We start from the raw sequence: 16,730 nt of genomic DNA on the forward strand, positions 1-16,730 counted from the left end.
GTTGCTGTTGTGTGATGCGGGCAAGCTGGCTACACTTGCCGTAAGAGGTGAGCTTGGCCAATAAAAATGTCTGAACCCGTTACGCACGCAGAAATCGAAGACGTCCTATCCTCCATCCGTCGCCTGGTCAGTGAGACTGGGCGGGCGGAGGAACCTGCGCGTCCTGCAGCCAAACCCGCAACGCGTCTGGTGCTGACACCGGCGCTGCGGGTGCCCGAAGCTGAGGTCGCGCGTTCTGATGCGGCGAAACATGATGCGGTGCAGCATGGCGGGGCGCCTCACTCTGATGCAGTCACGCCGCGTGATGCCGCGTTTGATGCTGCACCAGAGCAACCCCAAGAGCCGGTGATGCCGCAGGTCAATGGGACCGCGCGCAACGGGACGGCGACAGACAAACTCACCACACAAACTGACACTGCAGATCCGCAAGGCGAGCCGCATCGCGATGAAGCTGCGACGTCCGGGCCGCTGAATCCTCAGGGCGTGTCCCCTGAGCGGGCTGCCCCAGAGCAGGCGGGTGAGGCAGGTGACGAGACATCTGCGCAGGAACCCAGCCGCGTGCTGTTTCGGGCCAGCGCGCCGGTTGATGCGCCGCGCAAGCCGGAATTGGTCAGAACCGCCCCGTCAGAAGCGGCCATGGTCGACAGTTTCCAACAGAATGAGCCCGTCGCTGAGGCCCCATTTGTCAATGTGGACGACGCCGAGGCTCAGACGTTTGAGGAATCCGAGCGCAGCGCGCCCATCCTGCTGAACACCAAAAGCGCGCCGCGCTTCCCTGAAACAGAAAGGCCCGAGGCCCCGGCAGCTGTCGCGGATAGGGCGCTGAATGAGGTCGCGGCTGATGATACGGCAGCGGATGGTGCGGCAGGGGATGATGCACCTTGGCGCGACCCGGAGGCGCGGCTCTATGACAGTTTGGAGCCCGGTACCGCACAAGCCGAACAGCCCACCTCTGCAGAGCCGCAGAATATGCAGCGGGAACAAAGCTCTCGCGTGGCTGCCGTGGTGCGCCGGATTGCCGAGCTTGAAACCGCTGGGCGTGCCGAGCCGGAGGCCGCAGACCAAAGCAGCCGCCGCGTTCCGGACATCAATGAGGATGAGATCGAAGCGGTGCCCCATAGTGGCCCCACGGTTGAGACCATCCAGTGGGAAGATCATCAGGAAGAGGCGTCCGGTGGTGCATCCTTTGCTTCGGCCCGCGATTCGGTGGCGGGAAACGCGCGTGAGATGGCGGGGGATGCGCTGACGGAGGCCGCGATGGACCGGCTGGCGGCGCATGAGGATTTCCTTGATGAGGAAGGTCTGCGCGAGCTGGTCTCTGACATCGTGCGGGAAGAGTTGCAGGGGGCGCTTGGCGAGCGGATCACCCGCAACGTGCGCAAGCTGGTGCGCCGCGAGATCCAGCGCGCCTTGGCGACGCAAGAGCTGCTCTGACGCGGCGCGCGAGACTTCACCATTAACTCAAAACATTAAGCGTGGTGCTGCACTCTTCTGAGTAACGGCGGGGGCGCTCCCGCCCATCCGGCATGTTTTCTGCGAAAACCCGCCGTCTGGTTGGGCCGGGCAGCGGGCTGGCGCCCGCTGCGGGTGCGTCTTGGTGCGGGTGTTTTGGCTAACGCAGGCAGGGTGTTTAGCGCGGGCGGGCGGGGATCGGTTCCGCCAGTTCCAGCAGGCGGTCGATATCCATGTAGCGCTCCAGATGGGCGGCCAGCGCATCCAGCGTGGCCTCCACACCTGCGTCATAGCCAATGTCGGACTGGTGGCCGAGGTCGGCAAGGAAGCGGGCGCGAAATGCATCCGAGGCAAACAACCCGTGCAGGTAAGAGCCGCGCACGCGGCCATCGGCGGAGGTCGCACCCTCCGCGCGCCCCTCCAGCGTCAGCCACGCGCGGGCGCAATCCGGACCGGTGGTGCGGCCCATGTGGATCTCATAGCCAGACACGGGCAGATCGCCCGCAAGCGTGCGCGCGTCGCTCAGGGTGACGCGTTTGTCGCCGGCCATCACCGTATGCACATCCAGAAGGCCAAGCCCCGCGACCTTGCCCGGCTGCCCATCGACGCCGTCGGGGTCGTCGATGGTCTGGCCGAGCATCTGATAGCCGCCGCACAGTCCCAGCACATGACCGCCGCGCCGATGGTGGGCGAGGATGTCGATGTCCCAGCCCTGCGCGCGCAAGTAAGCCAGATCCCCGATGGTGGATTTGGAGCCGGGGATCAGCACCAGATCCGCATCGCCGGGCAGGGCGCGGCCGGGGGGAATGATCTCAACGGTGACGGAGGGCTCAGCGGCGAGCGGGTCGAGGTCGTCGAAATTCGCCATCCGTTCCAGTTGCGGCACCACCACCTTGCAGGCTCCGCCCGCGTGTGAGGCGATATCCATCATATCCTCGGCAGGCAGTTTCCACGCATCCCAAAACCACGGCACCACGCCCACCGAGGGCCAGCTGGTCCAGCGCGCAATGTCGTCTCGCCCGCCATCAAAGAGGCTGAGGTCGCCGCGAAAGCGATTGACGGCGAAGGCTTTGATACGCGCGCGGTCGTTTGCGTCCAGCACCGTATGGGTGCCGACGATCTGCGCGATCACGCCGCCACGGTGGATGTCACCCACCAGGACCACCGGCACGCCTGCGGCCTCGGCAAAGCCCATATTGGCGATGTCCCCCTTGCGCAGATTGGTTTCTGCCGGGGAGCCTGCGCCCTCAATGAGGATAATGTCATGCTGGGCGGCGAGGCGGTGAAAGCTCTCCAGTGTGGCCTCCAGCAGCCCCGCCTTGTCGCGCATAAACGACCCCGCCGCGCGGGTGCCGCGCCGTTTGCCCTGCACGATCACCTGTGCGCCCGTGTCGGTTTCAGGCTTCAAGAGCACCGGGTTCATGTCTGTGTGCGGCGCGAGCCCCGCCGCGCGGGCCTGTAGCGCCTGTGCTCGGCCAATCTCACCCCCGTCAGCGGTCACGGCGGCGTTGTTGGACATGTTCTGCGGCTTAAACGGCGCAACTGAGAGCCCGCGCAGGCGCAAGGCGCGCGCCAGCCCCGCCACCAGCATGGATTTCCCGACATTGCTGCCGGTGCCTTGGATCATGAGGGCCTTGGTGGTCATTTGGGTGTCTTTTTTGCTGTCGGTCTGTGGCGAGGGTTGCAATGCCAGAGGCCAAAGGTCAATCGCACAGGTTGGCGCAGGTTGGCGCAGGTTGGCACGGGGTGGGGATCTGTCGGTGCCGTTGGGGCGGGGCGTAGGCAATAGCAAACCCCCAAAAAGAAAAACGCGCCCCCCAGGGACGCGCTTTTCGTTCAAGCTTGGCAGCTTATTTTAGCGTTCAGGCCGCTTCGGCCTGCGCCGCGTTACGACGTTCACTTTCTTCGCGCGACAGCGCGACAGAGGTCCGTACACCGCGACCAACGAAATCCATCAGGCCTTCGACCACACGTTCGTTGGGGTCGATGCCTGCGCAGGTCAATACTTCGCGCCCATCGCGCGAACGTGCCCAGCGGGCGATCTGCTCGGGGCCGTTGCCGTATTTTTTGTCGTCAGCAATGGCATCATCCAGTGCAGCCAGTACAACCGCCGCAAACAGCTTGCGTGCTCGGTTGCCCTGTTCGTTATTGTATGCGGTGCCGTCAACGAAATCTCGCATCTCGTTTCCTTTGTTGTTCTTGCTATTGCATTTTCGGCGTGACGCTCCTTATGGCGGAATTGTGACGATTCGGGTACCCCAAAGATGCATATCTTTTATGCATCTTGTGCATGCCTATTTCGCGGTCACCTATCCGTCAGACACGATATATCGTCATCTTGCCAGCCTTACACCTGCCGGATATAGGGGTGTTCAAGCTGTCATCAACCACCTGAAAGAGTTTTCCATGCCCAAGATCAACGGCAATGAAATCCGCCCCGGCAATGTTCTGGAGCACAACGGCGGCCTCTGGGCTGCGGTCAAGGTCGATCATGTGAAGCCGGGCAAGGGGGGCGCGTTTGCTCAGGTCGAGCTGCGCAACCTGCGCAACGGCTCCAAACTGAACGAGCGGTTCCGGTCTGCCGACAAGGTCGAGCGCGTACGTCTGGAGCAAAAAGACCAGCAGTTCCTCTATGAGACAGATGGGATGCTGGTGTTCATGGATACCGAAACCTACGAGCAGATCGAATTGCCTGCCGATCTTTTGGGCGATCGCCGTCCGTTCCTGCAGGACGGTATGACCATTGTGGTGGAATTCTACGAGGCTGAGGCGCTGAATGCGACCGTGCCGCAGAAAGTGACCTGCAAGATTGTCGAGACCGAGCCGGTGGTCAAAGGCCAGACGGCTGCGAACTCCTTTAAACCGGCGATCCTTGATAACGGCGTCAAGGTCATGGTGCCGCCCTTCGTGGGTCAGGACGAGATGATCGTCGTCAACACCGAGACCATGGAATATTCCGAACGCGCCTGAACCGCGCAGAGTTTTATTGCAAAGCCTCGGTCCTGCATCCTGCGGGGCCGGGGCTTTTTTCTGCGCATTGTGCAGGACAGCGCACGCCGCGCAGCGGCGCCGGGCCCAACGGGGGAGGGGGCATTTTAATGGACCCGAGACGGGCGGGAGCCCCCTCGGATCTGGATCAGCGCGGGATCTCTACGGAATGGCCGCAGCTGTCCATCATCTTGCCATAGGCGGCGGTGAACCCGTTCATCGAGGCCACATAGGTCTGGGTGCTGGCGCGATAGGCGTCCAAGGCGCGCACCTCCATATGAGAGGCCGCTTTCATCCACAAGAGCGCGTTTTTCACATCCTGCCAGCGCGGTGTGGCAGATACCCATGCGATGCCATCGTCGTCAAAGCCGCCCTCGGCAACGCCAAAGAACACCCCTTGCTGGTCGAACACAAAGGCCACACCCTGGGCATTGCCAATCTGGGTGCGGTGGCCACGTGGTGCGCTGGAGAAATAGGTTGGCGTTGGAAAACCATGTGGCGGCCCTGCGTCGCCATTGCTGATTTCCAGACGCAGCGTCGGCATCCCGTCCCCGCCAGTCAAAGCGTGGCAAATGCGGCGAAGGTCTTCGCCGGTGTCCTCTTCGGTGATGATGACGCGCCAGTCGCCGTATTCCCAATAATCCTGTGCGTGCGCGGCTGGTGCGATCAAAGCAGATGCAGCGATTAGCGGTGCCGTCAGAAAAAATCGTGTCATCCCGTGTCCCTTGTTGTCTGCCCGGCCCTGTTTCTGACCCTGTGCGCGAACCTGTGTGCTGCTCTGAGCGCGCCAGTGTCGCGACTAGGTGGCCAGTACGCGCAAGACTAACGACCAAGGGTTAAACAATTGCCTCAGTCTGTGGGGGCCTCTGGCCAGCGCAGCGCGGTGCCCTCGGCCTCCAGCGCGCCCTTGGCACGATCAAAGCGCAGATACGCAATCGCCTTGCCGCCGGATTGGGTCAGAACCTGGCCCACCGGTTTGCCAGCTGCGGTGATCTGCGCGCCCACCGGCACAGCGCCGTCGATCTCAACCTGTGTCAGACCTTTGCGCAGCTCGGTTTTGTGTTTCATACGGGCGGTGACCTCCTGACCGACATAGCAGCCCTTGCGGAAATCAACGCCGTTGAGACGCTCAAAGCCCACTTCAAGGATATAGCTGTCGGGCGTGAGCTCAATGCCGGTTTCCGGGATCACATGCGCCACCCGGATTGCATCCCAGTCGCTGCCGTCATCGCTTGCCACATCGCCATAAAGACGCCAGCCGAGTGACGGGTGGCGCGGGTCCGTCAGGGCACCGGCGGGGGCGTCCCCGGTGCCGCGGCTCACCTTCAGGTCGGTCTCGTCGATGGTGACATTCGCGCGCAGCTTATACATCTTGAGCCGCTTCAGAAGATCATCTGCCAGATCATCGGCCACATCCAGCAGCACCGCCTCGCCCTCGGGGGCGAGAAAGAAATCCGCGAGGTATTTGCCCTGCGGGGTCAGGATCGCCGTATAAACCAGACCGTCTTCTAACCGATTGATATCATTTGTGACCAGCCCCTGAAGAAAGCTGTGGGTGTCCGGTCCATGCAGGCGAAAGATGCGGCGGTCGGCCATGTACGTCTCCCATTGGGGTGTTTGCGCGGTCTGCAAAAGATGTGACCCCGAACGCGCCGGAGTTCAAGCGGGTCTGGCCTGCCGTGGATCAGCCAAACAGGCGACGGGCAAAGCGGCGCAACAGGCCTGTGTCCTCTCGTTCGTCCTGGCGATCATTGCGGGTGATCTGGGCGTTGACGCCATCGGTATCGATCACCGTTTTACCGTCCTGAAATTGCAGACGATAGAGATCGGCATAGATGCCGCCGCGCTCCAGCAGCTCCTCGTGGCGACCCTGATCCATAACGCGGCCACGTTCCATCACCACGATCTTATCCGCCGCGCGAATGGTCGAAAGACGGTGCGCGATCACAATGGTGGTGCGCCCGCCAGAGAGCTTCTCCAGCGCCTTTTGCACCACTTTTTCGGACTGGGCATCGAGCGCCGATGTCGCCTCATCCAAAAGCAGCAGAGGCGTGTCGCGCAGCAATGCGCGCGCAATCACCACACGCTGACGCTGCCCGCCCGAAAGCGCAGAGCCGCGCGGTCCGACCCGGGTTTCCAGCCCATCCGGCAGCTTGTGCAGGAAATCGGAGACATGGGCGGCGTCCAGCACCTCCGTGAGGCGTTCGTCACTGACGTCGGTGCGGCCCAGCAGGATGTTTTCCTTGAGCGTTTCATCAAACAGCAGCGCGTCCTGTGTCACCACGGAGAACAGATCCCGCAGATCGCCAAGATCGAGATCGCGCACCTCGGTTCCATCAAGGGTGACAGAGCCGCTCTGCGGATCAACCAGACGTGTCAGGATGTTGAAAATCGTGGATTTACCCGCCCCCGATGCGCCCACCAATGCGGTGGTTTTGCCAGCTTCAGCCACCAAGGATAGATCGCGCAGAATATGCGCCTCACCATAATAGAGGTTCACATTGTCGAGGCGGATTTCGGGCAGACCCTTGGGCGCAGGTTTGGGCTCTTCCGGCGACACCAGCGTGATCGGGGCATCCATCAGCTCTTTGATGCGCTCCATTGCAGCGGCGGCCCCTTGCCAGATGCCCATAATGGCGGCGAGGCGGCGCATCGGGTCAAAGGCGAGGCCAATCGCAGTGAAAAAGCTCATGAATTCGCCGACGGTCTTGTCGCCATCAATGATCTCGCGCCCGCCAAACAGGATCACACACATCACCCCAAGCCCGGCCATCATATCGACCATGCCAGTGGTGGAGGAGGCCCCAAGGGCCGCCTTGATCTGAGCGCGCACAAAGGAGGCGGTCGCGGTGCGGTAGCGCCCGCTTTGATAGTCCTCGAGCCGGTTCAGCTTGATCGGGACGATGCCGTGGAACACCTCATCCAGCCGGGTGGCCTGCACCGCACCAAGGTCGCGGGCAAGGCTGGCTTTTTTGCGCACATAGCGTTGCACGATCGATAGCGGCAGCACCAAGAGCGGCACGCCGATCAGCATAATGAGCGTCCAGCGCCAATCGACACTGATGGCGACCCCGAGCACGGCAATCAATTGCGCCACGTCCCGGCCCGACCCGGTGATGATCGCTTGCCAGACCTGATTGATCGCCGCCACATCAGATTGCACCCGCTGGATCAAAAAACCGGGGGGGTGATGCTGGTGAAAACTGGCGTCCTGATGGATCAGACGGTCCAGCATATCGGTGCGCATATGCGCCTCGGACCGCTGGTTGATGGTTGCAAGGATCACCCGCTGGGTCACCGAACTGAACCCGCGCAGCACAAAGATGGCAAAGAAAGCGACGCTGACCCAGACCAAGGCATTCTCGTTGCCGTTGACAAACACCAGATCAAACATCGGCTGCATCATGTAGCTGAGGCCACCAACGGATGCGCCTTCGATCAGCATAAAAACGACGGCGATGGCCAGCAGGCCGATGTGATGCCGCAGGTAGCCGCGCCAAAGCCAGCGCAACAATTCGCGCGAGGACATGTATTGCGTACTCATTCTGCACTTCCTGACTGTCGTTTATGGTCTGATGCCGGCAAGACTTGCGACAAGTCCCGACATTTAAGCAGCTTAGAGGCAGCGCGCAAGCGGTGCGGGCCGTGGGGGCTTGGGGTGGCCTTAGGCAATTGACCTTGCCGGGGGCTGCGCTAGGCTGCGGCCAATTGAAATACGTCTCGGGCGATTATCCGACGCAACAGGACATCCCGAGCACTCAGCAGGGCAACTTAATATGCGCGATTCTGTGAAACTCTCTTCCGGTCGGTCCTATCTGGCGATTCCGGGGCCTTCGGTGATGCCGGATCAGGTATTGCAGGCGATGCATCGTGCCTCTCCCAATATCTACGCCGGTGAATTGGTTGAGATGACCGATACGCTGCCGCCGGATCTGCGCAAAGTCGCCCGCACCGAGCATCATGTGGCGATTTATATCGCCAACGGCCACGGCGCGTGGGAGGCGGCGCTGTCAAACACCTTGCAAGAGGGTGACAAGGTTCTGGTTCCGGCCTCCGGTCGCTTTGCCTATGGCTGGAGCGAGATGGCCGAAGCGATTGGCTTGCGGATCGAGGTGATGGATTTCGGCCTGCAAGCCCCCTTTGATCTGGCGCGCGTGGCAGAGCGGCTGGCCGCAGATACGGCGCATGAGATCAAGGCGGTGCTGGGTGTTCATACCGACACCTCCACGTCGATCCGAAATGATATCAAGGGCTTGCGCGGGGCACTGGACGCGGAGAACCACCCGGCGTTGTTGATGGCGGATTGCATTGCCTCACTCGGGTGCGACCGGTTCGAGATGGACGCCTGGGGCGTTGATGTGATGGTCACCGGCAGCCAGAAAGGGCTGATGGTGCCTGCGGGGCTGTCGTTTGTGTTCTTTAATGACAAGGCCGCAGAGGCGCGCGCGCGCGTGCCTCGGGTCAGCCGCTATTGGGATTGGACGCCGCGCGCCAACCCGGAATATTTCTATCAGTTCTTTGGCGGCACCGCGCCGACGCATCATCTATATGGTCTGCGCGCGGCATTGGATTTGATCCACGCAGAGGGGATCGAGCAGATCTGGGATCGTCATGAGACCTTGGCGCGGGCGATTTGGGCGGCCTGTGATCGCTGGAGCGAAGGCGGCGCGCTGGCGATGAATGTTGCAGATCCTGCGCTGCGCTCCCATGCGGTGACAGCGCTCAGACTGCCCTCACCACGGGCCACGGATCTGCGGATGTGGCTGGAGGAGAACCTTGGTCTGACGCTGGGCATCGGGCTCGGCATGGCGCCGCCCGATAGCGCGGAGTGGCATGGCTTTTTCCGTCTCGGCCATATGGGGCACGTCAACGGCCATATGATTATGGGGCTGTTGGGCGGCATTGAAACGGGTCTGAGTGCGCTGGATATCCCGCATGGCTCTGGCGCGCTGGAGGCGGCGGCTCAGGTGCTCGCCGGATCACAGGCGGGCTGAGGTCAGATGGCGAGGCGGGCCGCTGTGGTTCGCCTCTTGCAGGGTCAGATGCGCCGGTTGAGGGGATGCGCGCCGCGTGTATCGGCGCGGATCATGCGCACCTCAAGCCGGTTGATCATGTGGTTCATCGCAACCGCCAGCAATAGCACCGGAACCATTCCATAAAGAAGCCAGAGCGCAAAGAAGATCCACAAGAGGTTCACGGCCAGAAAACTGAGCGTGGCCGACAGGAATTCTGTGTTGTCATGGTGCGTGTTCCGGCGTTTCATGATTACCCCTCCAGGCAGGCAATGTCCGCACAGCCTAGCCCTAAATGGGTAAACTCCCGGTAAAGCGCGCGCGCCTTCAGGACGTTTTACCGGTTCGCTTGCGCTATGTGCGACCGCGCCGCTGGGTCAGCCGCGTTTGCGGCGCGCCTCTTCCAGCGCAAGAGGCAGCGCGGCGGCAAAGGCGGCGCGCTCGGCCTCGGGGCCGCAGCTGACGCGGATGCAGCGGTTTTGCGGTGCTGCAAAGGGCATACGCACAAAGATGTCACGCGCCACCAGCGCCTCCAAGACCACCTTGGCAAAATCCCCGTCATGGCCACAGTCGATGGCGACGAAATTGGTGGCAGAGGGCAGCGGCGTCAGGCCATTTTCGCGCGCAATGCGAGAAATCTCATCACGGGCGGTGGCAATCTCTGCCTGCACATGGGCCAGCCAGTCCTGATCCTTGATCGCCTCGGTTGCGCCAATCTGGGCACAACGGTTCATGCCAAAATGATTGCGCACCTTGTGAAAGGCGGAAATCACCTCAACCGCGCCCATCGCATAGCCGACGCGCGCGCCTGCCATGCCATAGGCCTTTGAGAGGGTGCGCATGCGGATCACGCGCGGGTCGGTCACATCCACCGGTGCGGCAGTGCCAGCGGGGGCGCATTCCACGTAAGCCTCATCCAGCAGCAAGAGGCTGCCCTCGGGCAGATCATCCAAAGCGGCGACGATATCCGCGCCGCGATGCCAGCTGCCCATCGGGTTGTCGGGGTTGGCGAGGTAGACGATCTTGGCGCTGACCTCATGGGCCTTGGCCATCAATGCGGCGATGTCTTCGTGGTCGTCCTTGTAGGGGACGGTGTGCAGGACGCCGCCAAACCCTGCCACATGGTAGTTGAACGTGGGATAAGCCCCAAGCGACGTGACCACCGCATCCCCGGCACCCACATAGAGCCGCACCAGATTGCCCAGAAGCCCGTCGATCCCCTCACCAACCATGATGTGATCGGGGGCAACGCCGTGCAGATCAGAAAGCGCCTGACGCAGCTCATAGCTTTCGGCGTCGCCGTACTTCCAGATCTCTGCCGCCGAGGCCTGCATGGCGGCGACGGCCTTGGGTGAGACACCAAAGAGATTCTCATTCGCGCCGAGCCGCGCCACAAAAGGCGCGCCGCGTTGGCGTTCATGGGTTTCGGGCCCCACAAAAGGGACCGAAGCGGGCAGGGACTGGGCGAGCGGGGTTTGGCGGCTGTCTGTCATGCGCCAAGACCTAGCCGGGCGGACGCAGACGGGCAAGGGGCCATGCGTGATCCGGTGCCCCGGCGTCAGGCTGGAAAGCGCGGGCGAAGCGCGGCAAGCTGGGTGCAACCAACGAGGGTGCCACAGCGACGGCACGCGAGACGACCAGAGGAGGAGCCTGTGATGGCTGAGGAAAACGCGCGTGTATCCGTCGAGATCCGCGACCATGTGGCCCATGTCACCCTGACCCGCGCCGACAAGATGAACGCGGTCGACAAACACATGCTGGCGGCGGTGATCCAGGCGGCCGAGGAGGTTGCGGCCTCGGACGCGCGAGCGGTGGTGCTGTCGGGCGAGGGTAAGAGTTTCTGCGCGGGCCTTGATGTGATGAGCTTTGCCGCGATGGGGCAGATGCAGGACACCGGCTGGATCATGGATCGCACCGAGGGGGACGCCAATGATTTTCAGGCCGTCGCCATGATGTGGCGCGCCTTGGATATTCCGGTGATCGCGGCCTTGCAGGGGGCAACCTTTGGCGCAGGGCTTCAGATTGCGCTGGGGGCGGATATGCGCATTGCGGCCCCGGATGCAAAGCTCGCGGTGATGGAAATGAAGTGGGGCCTGATCCCGGATATGGGGGGCATGGCGCTCCTGCCGCAGCTGGTGCGTTCGGACGTGCTGCGCATGCTGACCTATACGGCAACGCCTGTGGAGGCCGAGCAGGCCGAGCGCTGGGGGCTGGTCACCGAGATCGCGGAGGACCCGTTGGCCCGCGCGCAGGCGCTTGCGGCAGAGATCGCAGGCAAGGGCCCCAATGCCATCCGCGCCGCCAAGCGCCTGATCGCCTATGCCGAAAGCGGTGCGAGTGCCGCAGAGGTGCTGTTGCGCGAGAGCGAAGAGCAGGCAGCACTGATCGGCAAGCCCGAGCAGATGGAAGTGGTGATGGCAAACATGCAAAAACGCCCGCCGGTCTTTAAGTAGCGCCGCCGGGGCGCGCAGGCTGGGCAGGTCCATTCGAGGAGGAGCGGACATGATGCGGTTGAAACTCTTGCTGTCGCACCCGTCGGTGCCGGTTATGCTGGCGGCGGTGGCGCTGGGTGTGGCGATCCTGCTGATGCAGGGGGCGACATGGCAATGGGGCTTTGTGGTGCTGGGCGTCGGCTTGCAGATGCTCAATGAATACGGGCTGCACCGTTATATCTTCCACCTGAAGCCGCCGCGCCGACAGTGGGCCTTTGATTTGCTCTATCAGGCGCATTACGGCCACCATGATTTTCCGACCAATCACCGGCTGTTCTTTGCGCCGATCTGGGTGGCGCTGCCGATGTTGGCGGTGAATTTTGCGCTGATCTACGGGCTGGTGTGGCTGGTCCTGCCGCTGCATGCGCTGACGCTTGCGGCGGCGATCGTGCTGGTGGGCGGGGTTGCGACCTTTCTGGGGTATGAATGGTTTCACATGACAGCGCATCTGACAGTGTCCAAAACACGGGTGGAGCGGCATGTGACCCAGCTTCACAACCAGCACCATTTCCGCGATTTCTCCAAATGGTTCCATGTCTCGCCCGGCGGTGAGGTGATCGACCGCGCGATGGGCACGGCCATCGACCGCGAGGCGCTGAAGAAGCAACAGCGGGTCGAGTTCATCCGCACCCTTGGCATGACACCGGACGACCCGAGGCTGGTGGCCGCACGGAAACGGTTTGCAAATCGTTACCAGTTGAGTGCCGACGACATCGCCCGCGCTTGTCGCGCGTAAATAGAATGAGGGGCGGTGGCGGTGTCGGGAGAGCTATAAAAGATGACATTCTGTCAAAGCGCGATTTTGAAGTTTTCGATTTCATTACGTGGGGTCGCGCGTTGAATTCGCAAGAAGCTTGTTTGGTGAAGTAAATATCATTGTTTTTAGGGTTATTGACGCCTTGGATCGAATCGATCTGTGCGCGGTTTTAAATTTGGAAATTCGAAATAATTCACCTGTTCAGGGTGTTGAGCAGTAATGCGTCATCTATTGGCCACAATTCCGAAAGGGGAATGTGTAACGCGGTGTTTTTGACGGGCGTAAACCATAAAATTGTATTTATTTAGCATTCGTTCGCAAATCGATCATAATTCTCGAAGTCCTGCGGCGCTCTATTTTGCGATAAACTCACGGCGACCGCTGCTTTAACGAATGCAGAGGAGTACTCCTGTGACGGTTGAGATGAACGCATTGCTCGCGACTTACGATCTGGACGGAGCAAATCAGGCCCGCTTGCAAAAGGCCTCCAAGATGGTGATGGCGCTGCTGCCTGAGGTTTTGGATCACTTTTATGATCGGGTCGGGCGCGAGCCGGAAATGGCTGCCTTTTTCAAAAGCGACAAGATGCTGGAGCGCGCGAAGGGAGAGCAGCTCAAACATTGGTCGCGACTGTTTTCCGGTGAGTATTGCGAAGACTATCAATCTTCGGCGCGTAATATCGGTCAGGTGCACACCCGCATCGGCCTGCCGTTTGCATTTTTTAATGCCGGCTACGCGCATGCAAATGCGCAAATCCAAGCGCTTATTCTGAAGCGCCAGACAGGTGGACTGTTTCGGCGCGCGTCTGAGACACATATTTTGCTCGGGATTTTGTCACGGGCCATGGCGCTCGATATTCAACTGATCTTTGACGCCCATGCAGAGGCCGTACAAGAAGAGCAAAATCGGGGCTTTCGCTATATGACCGATGCGATCGAAGCGCTGGCCGCACAAGACCTGAGCCATGATATTCCTTCACCCGAAAACAGCGATTTTCCGGAACAGTTCAATGGCATTCGCGAGAGTTTCAACGCTGCAATCGGTGCCTTGCGGCAGGTCATTTCCGGGATTCGCACCTCTGCACAGCAATTGGACAGCGGGGCGCTGGAGGTTTCACAAGCCTCGCAAGATCTATCCCAACGTACGGAATCTCAGGCCGCGACGCTGGAGCAGACCGCAGCCGCCGTGGAGGAAATCACCGTCAGCATGCGCTCTTCTGCCGAGGCGACGCAGCAGACCAGTGGTGCGGTCGATACCACCCGCCAGCGCGCCGAAGAGGGCAGCGTGGTGGTGCGCAATGCGGTTGAGAAAATGAACGAGATTGCGGACTCCTCGGCCCAGATTTCCAAAATCATCTCGGTGATTGACGATATCTCCTTTCAGACCAATCTGCTGGCGCTCAATGCCGGGGTTGAGGCCGCGCGGGCGGGCGAAAGTGGCCGTGGCTTTGCGGTGGTGGCGTCCGAAGTGCGTAATCTGGCGCAGCGCACGGCTGACTCTGCCGGTGAGATCAAGGAGTTGATCGACATCAGCACCAAACATGTGGAAAGCGGCGTGGAGCTTGTGGGCAACGCGGGCGAGATGCTCGAAAGTATCGTCAATCACATCAACGAAGCCGCTGACCTCACGCAACAGGTGGCCAGCTCTGCCGAGCAGCAATCCACGGCCTTTGGTGAGATCAACATCGGCGTGTCGCAGCTTGACAGTGTGACCCAGCAAAACGCGGCCATGGTTGAACAAAGCACCGCTGCCCTGATGGAAATGCGCAATGAGGCATCGACCCTCTCTGGGCTGGTGTCTGTGTTCCAGCTTGGATCGGGCAGTCAAAGTGGCGGGTTTGAGGGCGCACAGGATGCGGCGTTCCGCAACGTGGGCTAACGGTCCGATGTGTCAGATGTGACAAAGGCCGCAGCGGGTGCTGCGGCCTTTGCTGTTTCAAACAACGCTCAGTTTGCGACGTGCTTCAGAGCGAGGCTTTGTAGATCTTGTCGATGTTGGAGCCGAGGGCCGCGTTATAATCCGCATCCGACATCGCCACATTCAGCCCCTCGGTCAAGGCGCGCGAGAAAGACGCGATCATCTTGCTGTTTTGCGACAGGCGCGCGCAGGCGTCATCGGTGGTGTAGCCACCGGAAAGCGCCACCACACGCACCACGGCGGGGTGATCCGCGAGGCTGTCATAGAGGCCTGCCTCATTGGGGATCGTCAGTTTGAGCGAAACCTTGGTGCCCTCGGGCAGGGCGTCAAGCTGGGCTTTGATTTCGTCCTTGAGCAGGGCTTCTGCCTCGGATTTGGTGGCGGAGTTGATGTCCACTTCGGGTTCGATGATCGGAACCAGACCGGCGCGTGCGATCTGCAGGCCAACCTCGAACTGCTGCGCCACCACGGATTTGATGCCAGCGACGTTGGCTTCTTTGACGACAGAGCGCATCTTGGTGCCAAAAATACCAGCGGCAACCGCGCGTTCCAAAAGCGCATCGAGATCGGGCATCGGCTTCATCAGCTGGACGCCGTCTGCCTCATCTGCAAGGCCCTTGTCGACCTTCAGGAAGGGTACAACGCCGCATTTTTCCCAGAGGTAGACGGGGACGGGCGTGCCGTCGATGGCATTGTCCATGGTTTTTTCAAACAGGATCGCGCCAAGGATCTTGTCGCTGTTGAAATCCGGTGCGGTGATGATGCGTGCGCGCATCTTCTGGATTTCTCCGAACATTTCCTCGTCATTGGAATAGGCGTCTTCCATCACGCCATAAAGCGCCAGCGCCTTGGGTGTGGAACCGCCAGACTGGTCCAGCGCGGCGATGAAGCCCTTGCCAGTTGCAATGCGGTCAAACTGTTGCTGATGGATTGCGGGGTCTGTCGCCATGACGCGCGGCCTCCTTGGGAAATGCACGGATACTGTTGCAGCCACTTCTATACCGTGGGCCAAGAGGGAGACAACAAATGCTTTGCGATGGTTGCGCTAACGTCCCGCCGTTTCAGCGAAAAAACGCTTTGCGGGTATCATGAGGCGAGGCCAGCGGATGCGCGGGCACGCGCCAATCGCCATCACGCCGCAAGCAAGGAGCCGATAAAATGTTTCAGGGCCTTGTGCGGCAGGCATTTTTCGCGACTGCGCCCGGCCAGACGCACGGTGTCAAACAGCACCGTGAGGGTCATGTCGGTGAAGGACAGGCTCCAGTAACGGGCATCCATCGCGGCCCAACGGGCGGCTTTTTCGCTGCCGCAGATTTCGGTGAAATTCCACGCCGAGACCGGGTAGGGAGATTCCGAGAGTTCATCCACATTCATGGGATCGATGCGAAAATCCAGCACATCGTCAAATTCCAAAATGGCGAGCCCGCCGCCTGCAATGGGCGCCACCTCGTAGCATAAGAGCAGCTTGTCGCCGTCGAAAAAGACTGCGGGAACCTCTTCGGTTCCGATCACCGGGAACTCCTCTCGGGGTTCTTTGCTCGTTATGGTGCCTGTTTCTGGCATCGTCGTCTCCAGCGGCCATTCTCGGCCGTGCTTGGGTCGTCACTTCGACTCAGGACCATAAGAGATGGGGGCTTCTAAATTGCTAACGAGGCTCACCTGTTGGGCGCAAAAATACCGCTTGAGATAGAGACTGAATTGCCGTCCGGGTCCTTGCGATTGGCAAATTGGTAGCCGTCCGCCTCGTGGAGGCTGCCAAAGGCAAAGCCGGCCTTTGATGCAGCGGCGCAGAACCCGGCCACATCCTCAACGTCAAAGACCAGTTTTACGCTGGACTGGCCGATTTTCTGACTGCGGGCGGCGGGATGCAAGAGAAGGGCTGCACCGGCGGCTGGGGAGCGCAATTCGACGATCCGGTCGCCGGGGAGGTCGTGGCGGGTGTAGCCAAAAAGGGCGGTGTAAAACGCCACCATGTCATCGATGCGTTTTGTATAGATGAGGATGCGCCCCAAACATGTTTGCATGTCTTCCCCTCCGGTAGGTTCGGAGTGTGGCAGCAGCTCATCGCGCTGCCAAGTGCGCATGAAAAAGGAGCGCATGCAAAAAGGGCAC

General features: G+C 60.9%; 16 protein-coding genes. 6 read left to right on the forward strand and 10 right to left on the reverse strand.

What is annotated here, in order from left to right; genetic code table 11:
* Positions 1-66 precede the first annotated feature (66 nt).
* Complete coding sequence (locus tag UB90_RS17480) at positions 67-1,434, forward strand: hypothetical protein (protein WP_065325695.1); 1,368 nt, start codon at positions 67-69, stop codon at positions 1,432-1,434.
* 196 nt (positions 1,435-1,630) lie between these two features.
* Here the strand turns inward: UB90_RS17480 and UB90_RS17485 are convergent, their stop codons facing one another.
* Both UB90_RS17485 and UB90_RS17490 read right to left on the reverse strand, forming a co-directional pair.
* Positions 1,631-3,097, reverse strand: coding sequence for a cobyric acid synthase (locus tag UB90_RS17485; RefSeq protein WP_065325696.1), 1,467 nt, complete (start codon positions 3,095-3,097; stop codon positions 1,631-1,633).
* 217 nt (positions 3,098-3,314) lie between these two features.
* The gene (locus UB90_RS17490; RefSeq protein WP_005613937.1) at positions 3,315-3,632 is read right to left on the reverse strand and encodes a DUF6280 family protein; all 318 of its coding nucleotides are present in this window, start codon (positions 3,630-3,632) and stop codon (positions 3,315-3,317) included.
* 226 nt (positions 3,633-3,858) lie between these two features.
* On the opposite strand from UB90_RS17490, the gene efp reads away from it, so the two are divergent.
* On the forward strand, positions 3,859-4,422 hold the full coding sequence (efp, locus tag UB90_RS17495) for an elongation factor P (protein WP_039982969.1): 564 nt from the start codon (positions 3,859-3,861) through the stop codon (positions 4,420-4,422).
* Positions 4,423-4,588: 166 nt separating this feature from the next.
* Here the strand turns inward: efp and UB90_RS17500 are convergent, their stop codons facing one another.
* The 3 genes from UB90_RS17500 to UB90_RS17510 form a co-directional block, all read right to left on the reverse strand.
* Complete coding sequence (locus UB90_RS17500; RefSeq protein WP_065325697.1) at positions 4,589-5,155, reverse strand: invasion associated locus B family protein; 567 nt, start codon at positions 5,153-5,155, stop codon at positions 4,589-4,591.
* A gap of 134 nt (positions 5,156-5,289) precedes the next feature.
* Complete coding sequence (gene ygfZ, locus UB90_RS17505) at positions 5,290-6,036, reverse strand: CAF17-like 4Fe-4S cluster assembly/insertion protein YgfZ (protein WP_065325698.1); 747 nt, start codon at positions 6,034-6,036, stop codon at positions 5,290-5,292.
* An 88-nt stretch (positions 6,037-6,124) separates the two neighbouring features.
* Positions 6,125-7,984: an ABC transporter ATP-binding protein gene (locus tag UB90_RS17510; protein ID WP_227512099.1), complete on the reverse strand. Its 1,860-nt coding sequence runs from the start codon at positions 7,982-7,984 to the stop codon at positions 6,125-6,127.
* A 232-nt stretch (positions 7,985-8,216) separates the two neighbouring features.
* Between UB90_RS17510 and UB90_RS17515 the strand changes: the two genes are divergently transcribed.
* Complete coding sequence (locus UB90_RS17515) at positions 8,217-9,434, forward strand: pyridoxal-phosphate-dependent aminotransferase family protein (protein ID WP_065325700.1); 1,218 nt, start codon at positions 8,217-8,219, stop codon at positions 9,432-9,434.
* A gap of 44 nt (positions 9,435-9,478) precedes the next feature.
* On the opposite strand, the gene UB90_RS17520 is transcribed toward UB90_RS17515, so the two are convergent.
* Both UB90_RS17520 and UB90_RS17525 read right to left on the reverse strand, forming a co-directional pair.
* The gene (locus UB90_RS17520; RefSeq protein ID WP_065325701.1) at positions 9,479-9,703 is read right to left on the reverse strand and encodes a hypothetical protein; all 225 of its coding nucleotides are present in this window, start codon (positions 9,701-9,703) and stop codon (positions 9,479-9,481) included.
* A 126-nt stretch (positions 9,704-9,829) separates the two neighbouring features.
* Positions 9,830-10,945: a pyridoxal phosphate-dependent aminotransferase gene (locus UB90_RS17525; protein WP_065325702.1), complete on the reverse strand. Its 1,116-nt coding sequence runs from the start codon at positions 10,943-10,945 to the stop codon at positions 9,830-9,832.
* 162 nt (positions 10,946-11,107) lie between these two features.
* Between UB90_RS17525 and UB90_RS17530 the strand changes: the two genes are divergently transcribed.
* The 3 genes from UB90_RS17530 (at position 11,108) to UB90_RS17540 (ending at position 14,579) form a co-directional block, all read left to right on the forward strand.
* The gene (locus UB90_RS17530; RefSeq protein ID WP_065325703.1) at positions 11,108-11,905 is read left to right on the forward strand and encodes a crotonase/enoyl-CoA hydratase family protein; all 798 of its coding nucleotides are present in this window, start codon (positions 11,108-11,110) and stop codon (positions 11,903-11,905) included.
* Between the two features lie 49 nt (positions 11,906-11,954).
* A complete protein-coding gene (locus UB90_RS17535; protein ID WP_009176525.1) occupies positions 11,955-12,680 on the forward strand; it encodes a sterol desaturase family protein in 726 nt (241 codons plus the stop codon).
* Between the two features lie 432 nt (positions 12,681-13,112).
* Positions 13,113-14,579 (forward strand): globin-coupled sensor protein, encoded by a 1,467-nt coding sequence (locus UB90_RS17540; RefSeq protein ID WP_065325704.1) that lies wholly within the window; start codon positions 13,113-13,115, stop codon positions 14,577-14,579.
* An 85-nt stretch (positions 14,580-14,664) separates the two neighbouring features.
* On the opposite strand, the gene UB90_RS17545 is transcribed toward UB90_RS17540, so the two are convergent.
* From UB90_RS17545 to UB90_RS17555, 3 genes are all read right to left on the reverse strand, one after another.
* The gene (locus tag UB90_RS17545; protein ID WP_065325705.1) at positions 14,665-15,567 is read right to left on the reverse strand and encodes a fructose bisphosphate aldolase; all 903 of its coding nucleotides are present in this window, start codon (positions 15,565-15,567) and stop codon (positions 14,665-14,667) included.
* Between the two features lie 182 nt (positions 15,568-15,749).
* Positions 15,750-16,181 carry a hypothetical protein gene (locus UB90_RS17550; protein ID WP_227512098.1) on the reverse strand — a complete coding sequence of 144 codons (432 nt, stop codon included), beginning with the start codon at positions 16,179-16,181 and terminating at the stop codon, positions 15,750-15,752.
* 92 nt (positions 16,182-16,273) lie between these two features.
* Positions 16,274-16,642, reverse strand: a complete 369-nt coding sequence (locus UB90_RS17555; RefSeq protein ID WP_065325761.1) for a VOC family protein — start codon at positions 16,640-16,642, stop codon at positions 16,274-16,276.
* Between the last annotated feature and the right edge of the window lie 88 nt (positions 16,643-16,730).

Origin of the sequence: Tritonibacter mobilis (assembly GCF_001681715.1) — a bacterium.
In the GTDB taxonomy this organism is placed as follows: Bacteria; Pseudomonadota; Alphaproteobacteria; order Rhodobacterales; family Rhodobacteraceae; genus Epibacterium; species Epibacterium mobile.